Origin of the sequence: Paraburkholderia sp. Ac-20347 (assembly GCF_017104805.1) — a bacterium.
In the GTDB taxonomy this organism is placed as follows: Bacteria; Pseudomonadota; Gammaproteobacteria; order Burkholderiales; family Burkholderiaceae; genus Paraburkholderia; species Paraburkholderia tropica.
Genome location: NZ_JAAGPN010000369.1, coordinates 1 through 6,203 on the forward strand (window position 1 = coordinate 1; position 6,203 = coordinate 6,203).

General features: G+C 66.8%; 5 protein-coding genes and 2 pseudogenes. All 7 read left to right on the forward strand.

The features are described 5' to 3' along the window. The coding region (locus G3N97_RS35460) for a chemotaxis protein CheW (RefSeq protein ID WP_205997491.1) at positions 1 to 1,326 on the forward strand (1,326 nt) is incomplete at its 5' end. A gap of 73 nt (positions 1,327 to 1,399) precedes the next feature. Next, positions 1,400 to 1,939, forward strand: a complete 540-nt coding sequence (locus tag G3N97_RS35465) for a chemotaxis protein CheW (protein ID WP_065065599.1) — start codon at positions 1,400 to 1,402, stop codon at positions 1,937 to 1,939. A gap of 220 nt (positions 1,940 to 2,159) precedes the next feature. Next, complete coding sequence (locus G3N97_RS35470) at positions 2,160 to 4,025, forward strand: methyl-accepting chemotaxis protein (RefSeq protein WP_205997492.1); 1,866 nt, start codon at positions 2,160 to 2,162, stop codon at positions 4,023 to 4,025. A 301-nt stretch (positions 4,026 to 4,326) separates the two neighbouring features. Beyond that, positions 4,327 to 5,349, forward strand: a complete 1,023-nt coding sequence (locus G3N97_RS35475; protein WP_205997493.1) for a CheR family methyltransferase — start codon at positions 4,327 to 4,329, stop codon at positions 5,347 to 5,349. Further along, positions 5,346 to 5,942, forward strand: coding sequence for a chemoreceptor glutamine deamidase CheD (cheD, locus tag G3N97_RS35480; RefSeq protein WP_205997494.1), 597 nt, complete (start codon positions 5,346 to 5,348; stop codon positions 5,940 to 5,942). The genes G3N97_RS35475 and cheD overlap by 4 nt, the downstream gene beginning before the upstream one ends. Beyond that, positions 5,860 to 6,078, forward strand: a pseudogene (locus tag G3N97_RS35485) (chemoreceptor glutamine deamidase CheD); the annotation flags it as partial. The gene cheD and the pseudogene G3N97_RS35485, both read left to right, overlap by 83 nt. Continuing rightward, positions 6,077 to 6,203: pseudogene (locus G3N97_RS39820) on the forward strand (chemoreceptor glutamine deamidase CheD); the annotation flags it as partial. The pseudogenes G3N97_RS35485 and G3N97_RS39820, both read left to right, overlap by 2 nt.

Here is a 6,203-nt window from a genome sequence, read left to right on the forward strand (position 1 = left end):
GCCGCACCGGCTGCGCCTGTCGCCGCGCCCGCTCCAGCGGCCGCCGCAGCGCACCCCGACCACGAACGCAAGGCGCGTCCGGCCGCCGCCGCTTCGGCGGAAGGCAGCTCGATCCGCGTCGGCGTCGAGAAGGTCGACCAGCTGATCAACCTCGTCGGCGAGCTCGTGATCACCCAGGCGATGCTGGCGGAAACCAGCAGCGCCTTCGATCCGGCGCTGCACGACCGCCTCTTTAACGGCATGGCGCAGCTCGAGCGCAACGCGCGCGATCTGCAGGAAGCGGTGATGTCGATCCGCATGATGCCGATGGATTACGTGTTCAGCCGCTTCCCGCGTCTCGTGCGCGACCTCGCCGCGAAGCTCGGCAAGGAAGTGGAGCTGGTCACGTTCGGTCAGGCGACCGAACTCGACAAGAGCCTGATCGAGCGCATCATCGATCCGCTGACCCACCTCGTGCGCAACTCGCTCGACCACGGCATCGAAACCGTGGAAGCGCGCCGCGCCGCGGGCAAGGACGCGACCGGCCAGCTCGTGCTGTCCGCTGCGCACCACGGCGGCAACATCGTCATCGAAGTGAGCGACGACGGCGCGGGTCTGCGTCGCGACAAGATTCTCGCCAAGGCGGTCAAGCAGGGCATGACGGTCAGCGACACGATGACCGACGAGGAAGTCTGGAACCTGATCTTCCTGCCGGGCTTCTCGACGGCCGAACAGGTCACCGACGTCTCGGGCCGCGGCGTGGGCATGGACGTGGTCAAGCGAAACATCCAGGCGATGGGCGGCCACGTGGAGATCAGCTCGCACGCGGGCAAGGGCAGCACGACGCGCATCGTCCTGCCGCTCACGCTGGCGATTCTCGACGGCATGTCCGTGAAGGTCGGCAACGAGATCTTCATCCTGCCGCTGAACTTCGTGATGGAGTCGCTGCAGCCGCGCCACGAAGACATCTACACCGTCACCAACGGCGACCGCGTGGTGCGCGTGCGCGGCGAATATCTGCCGCTCGTCGCGCTGCACCAGTGCTTCAACGTCGATGGCGCGCGCACGGATCCGACGCAGGGCATCGTCACCATCATGGAGACGGAAGGCCGCCGCTTCGCGATGCTGATCGACGAGCTCGTCGGCCAGCAGCAGGTCGTGGTGAAGAACCTCGAAACGAACTACCGCAAGGTGCACGGCATTTCGGCGGCGACCATTCTGGGCGACGGCAGCGTCGCGCTGATTGTCGACGTGGCCGCGCTGAACCGCGAAACGCGTGCGTCGCACGGCGTGGGCGCGGGCATGAAGGGCGGCGCCAACGCGGGTTCGTTCCAGGAATTCGCCTAAGCGCGCGTGCGATTGACATCCGATCGAAACACAACGCATCAACCAACCATTTCCCAACCGTTCAGGGGCTAACGTGGCAGAAGTCCAATCCATCCAGGGCGGCGGCGCACAGGGCGCAGTCGCTGGCGCGCACCGCCGCGACGCGCAACAGGCCGACGCAGGCGGTCAGGAGTTCCTCGTCTTCACGCTGGGCGCGGAAGAGTACGGCATCGACATTCTCAAGGTCCAGGAAATCCGCGGCTACGAGAGCGTCACGCGCATCGCCAACGCACCCGATTTCATCAAGGGCGTGATCAATCTGCGCGGCATCATCGTGCCGATCGTGGACATGCGCATCAAGTTTCACCTGGGCCGTGTCGAGTACGACCACCAGACCGTCGTGATCATCCTGAACGTCGCGCATCGCGTGGTGGGCATGGTGGTGGACGGCGTGTCGGACGTGCTCACGCTGCAGGCCGACCAGATCATGCCGGCGCCGGAATTCGGCGCGACGCTCACGACCGAGTACCTCACGGGTCTCGGCACCGTGGACGGCCGCATGCTGATCCTGATGGACATCGAGAAGCTCATGACGAGCCGCGAGATGGAACTCATCGAGGCGCTCAGCGCTTAAGCGGTCGCGAGCGGTCGCACGCAGAGACAGGCACGGACAGGTACGACAGGGCAATAAGGCGAGGTAGCTTCGGGGGTGAGGCCGCAAGGCCCGCGTGAGAGGAAGAGCGGAAAGCCGCCGGCAGCAGACCGGTCAGAGCGGCGCACCGCCATGACCTCCGGCGCGCCCGCGCCACCGCGGCGAAACGGCCCGCTAACGTCGCACAGGACAGGAGCAAACGATGTTGCACAGATGGTCGATCCGCACGACGCTCACGGGCGTCGGGGTCATTCTCCTGGCGCTGACCGTGCTGGTCGGCGCACTCGGACTCGTCGCGCTCGGCAACGCGGGCGACTCGCTCGCGACGATTGCGCGCGGCGATGTCGTCGCGATGCATTCGCTCAACGACGCGTCGTCGTATCTGCTGCGCTCGCGCGTCTCGCTCGATCGCGCCAACTCGCTCTATGCGGCGAGTCAGAACGACGAGGCGAAGAAGGCCATCGACCGCGCCGACGTGCTGCTCGGCAAGTCGAACGACGCCTGGAAGATCTTCCAGGCCGCGCCGAAGGCGGGCATCGACGCCGCCGCGCTCGACACGCTCGCCACCAAACGCGCGTCGCTCCTCAGCGACGGCGTGCAGCCCGAATTCACCGCGCTGCGCGCCAACGATCTGGCGGCGTATCACGCGGTCGCGGACACGAAGATCAGCCCGATGTTCGTCGATTACGACAACTCGGCGGCGCCGATCGCGCAGCAGTTGCAGGACGGCGCGCAGGCGCGCGAAGAAAGCGCGCGCTCGCAGATTTCGCTGATGCGCACGCTGATCGGCGCGGCGATTCTGGTGGCGCTGGTGGTGGTGGTGGCGATCCGTTTCGCGATGCGCGGCCTGATCGTGCAGCCGCTCGAAGACGCGGTGAAGAGCTTCGAGCGCATCGCGCAGGGCGATCTCACCGAACGCATCGACGTCTATAGCAACAACGAAATCGGCCGTCTGTTCGCGGGCGTCAAGCGCATGCAGGACAGCCTCGTTTCGCTCGTTTCCGCCGTGCATAACGGCGCGGGTTCGATCGACGTGGGCGCGCGCGAGATCGCGATGGGCAACACCGATCTCTCGCAGCGCACCGAGCAGCAGGCCGCGTCGCTGCAGGAGACGGCGTCGAGCATGGAGCAGCTCACCGGCACCGTGCGCCAGAACGCCGAGAACGCGCGCCAGGCGAGCCAGCTGGCCGTCAACGCGTCCGATATCGCGACGCGCGGCGGCGAAGTGGTCGGCGAAGTGGTGCACACGATGCAGGACATCGCCGCGAGTTCGGCGAAGGTCGTCGACATCATCAGCGTGATCGAAGGCATCGCGTTCCAGACCAATATTCTTGCGCTCAACGCGGCCGTGGAAGCGGCGCGCGCGGGCGAGCAGGGCCGTGGTTTCGCGGTCGTGGCCGGCGAAGTGCGCACGCTCGCGCAGCGCAGCGCGGGCGCGGCGAAGGAAATCAAGGAACTCATCAACGATTCCGCGCAGAAGGTGCAGAGCGGCTCGCAACTGGTGGGCCGCGCCGGCACGACGATGGACGACATCCTTCAGGCCGTGCGTCGCGTGACCGACATCATGGGTGAGATCAGCGCGGCGTCCGAGGAGCAGTCGAGCGGCATCGAGCAGGTCAATCGCGCGGTCACGCAGATGGATACGGTCACGCAGCAGAACGCGGCACTGGTCGAGGAAGCGGCGGCGGCAGCAGCTTCGCTCGAAGAGCAGACGCGCAATCTGCAGGGCGTGCTGGGCACCTGGCGCACGAATGGGGCCGATCGTGGCGATCGTGCGGATCGTGCCGATCGCGGTGCTTCGAACGGCGTCTCGCGCGGTCATAAGGTAACAAAGCCTTCAGTTTCCGCCGCGCCTGCCGTTGCTGCAAAGACGGATGCGCAGTTTGCAGCGGCGCCCGCGAAGCGCACGACGCCGACGGCGTCCGCCGCCGCCAAACCCGCTGCCACGTCAGCGGCTGCGAAGGCGGCCCCGGCTGCGAAATCGGCGGCGGTGCGCGCCGAGCCGCAGGCGGCGCCGGTCAGCGTGACGGCTTCCGCGAAGGACGATTCCGACTGGGAAACGTTCTGAGCGTGAGCAGGACCGGCGGCAGAGGCAACGGTTAAAGCAGCAGGGCAGCAAAAACGCAGCAAAAACGCAGCAAAGCGCAGCACAACGCATCACGGCAATCATCCACGCAACAACCAAGACGTAGACACACGCAGACGAGAACGGCAATGCAACTGAGCGCATCACCACGGCATGAATCGCACCGCGCCGCTGCCCGCAAGGCAGCGCTCGCGCCGCGCGCCGCGCTTACGCACGCATTGCAGGCGCCCGGAAGTGCGCAGACACTCGCGGCAATGCGCGCAGCGCGCGTAGGGGCAAGATCATGAAGTCGCTGCGGTTTTCCCGCGCCGGAAGCAACACCCAGGCCGAACGTGGCGATCGTGGCGACGCGACGCGTCTCGCGTCCGCCGCACCGGGCGAAGGCGCCGCGCGCGACTTCGACTTCACGTCGGCGGACTTCGAGCGCATCCGCTCGCTGATCCATCGCCGCGCCGGCATTTCGCTCTCGGACCACAAGCGCGACATGGCCTACAGCCGTCTCGCGCGGCGTCTGCGCGCGCTCGGTCTCGACAGCTTCCGCGAGTATCTCGACGAACTCGAAAGGCGCAACGACGCGAGCGAGTGGGAAGCGTTCACCAACGCGCTCACGACCAACCTCACGGCGTTCTTCCGCGAGGCGCATCACTTCCCGATCCTCGCGGATTTCGTGAAGCGACGCCCGCAGCCGGTTTCGGTGTGGTGCTCGGCGGCGTCGACGGGCGAGGAACCGTACTCGATCGCGATGACGCTGATCGAGGCGCTCGGCGACCGCGCCGCCCGCGAGGCGCGCGTGCTGGCCACCGATCTGGACACCCAGGTGCTCGCGAAAGCGGACGCGGGCGTCTACGCCTTCGACCAGGTCAAGCACCTCACGCCCGAGCGCCTGAAGCGCTTCTTCCTGAAGGGCACGGGCTCGCATGCGGGCCTCGTGAAGGTGCGCCCGGAACTGCGTCAGATGATCAAGTTCGAGCAGCTCAATCTGACCGACGCGGATTACGGCCTGCGCCAGAACTTCGACGCGATCTTCTGCCGCAACGTGATGATCTACTTCGACAAGCCGACCCAGGCGCAGGTGCTCACGCGCTTCGAGCCGCTGATGAAGCCGGACGGCCTGCTGTTCGCGGGGCATTCGGAGAACTTCACCTACGTGACGCAGGCCTTCCGCCTGCGCGGCCAGACCGTCTACGAACTCACGCGTGGACGCGGCGCGGCCACGTCCGCCGCAAGCACGACGGGTAGCACGCCAAGCAGCACGGCGAGCAGCGCGAAAGCGCCCGCGAAGTCCGAAGCGGGAGCGAGCGTATGAGCACACGCCTGCCGATCGCGACCAATCGCTACTTCGACGCGCACTTCCAGCGCCCCGGCGTGAAGCTGCTGCCGAACGAATTCTTCACCACGAACGAAGACATGGTGCTCGTCACCGTGCTCGGCTCGTGCGTGGCGGCCTGCATCCAGGACCGCACTGCGGGCATCGGCGGCATGAATCACTTCATGCTCCCCGACGACGGCGCCGACGCGGGCACCGCGCCCGTGGGTTCCGACGCGATGCGCTACGGCGCCTACGCGATGGAAGTGCTGATCAACGAACTCATCAAGGCGGGCGGCCGCCGCGAGCGCTTCGAAGCCAAGGTGTTCGGCGGCGCGGCCGTGCTGGCGGGCATGACGACGATGAATATCGGTGACCGCAACGCCGCGTTCGTGCGTCGTTATCTGGCGACGGAAAGCATCCGCATCGTCGCCGAGGATCTGCAGGGCTCGCATCCGCGTAAGGTCGCGTTCCTGCCGCGGACGGGACAGGGGAGGGTCAAGCAGCTGCGGCGGCCGCCGCGAGCGCTTCGAAGCCAAGGTGTTCGGCGGCGCGGCCGTGCTGGCGGGCATGACGACGATGAATATCGGTGACCGCAACGCCGCGTTCGTGCGTCGTTATCTGGCGACGGAAAGCATCCGCATCGTCGCCGAGGATCTGCAGGGCTCGCATCCGCGTAAGGTCGCGTTCCTGCCGCGGACGGGACAGGGGAGGGTCAAGCAGCTGCGGCGGCCGCCGCGAGCGCTTCGAAGCCAAGGTGTTCGGCGGCGCGGCCGTGCTGGCGGGCATGACGACGATGAATATCGGTGACCGCAACGCCGCGTTCGTGCGTCGTTATCTGGCGACGGAAAGCA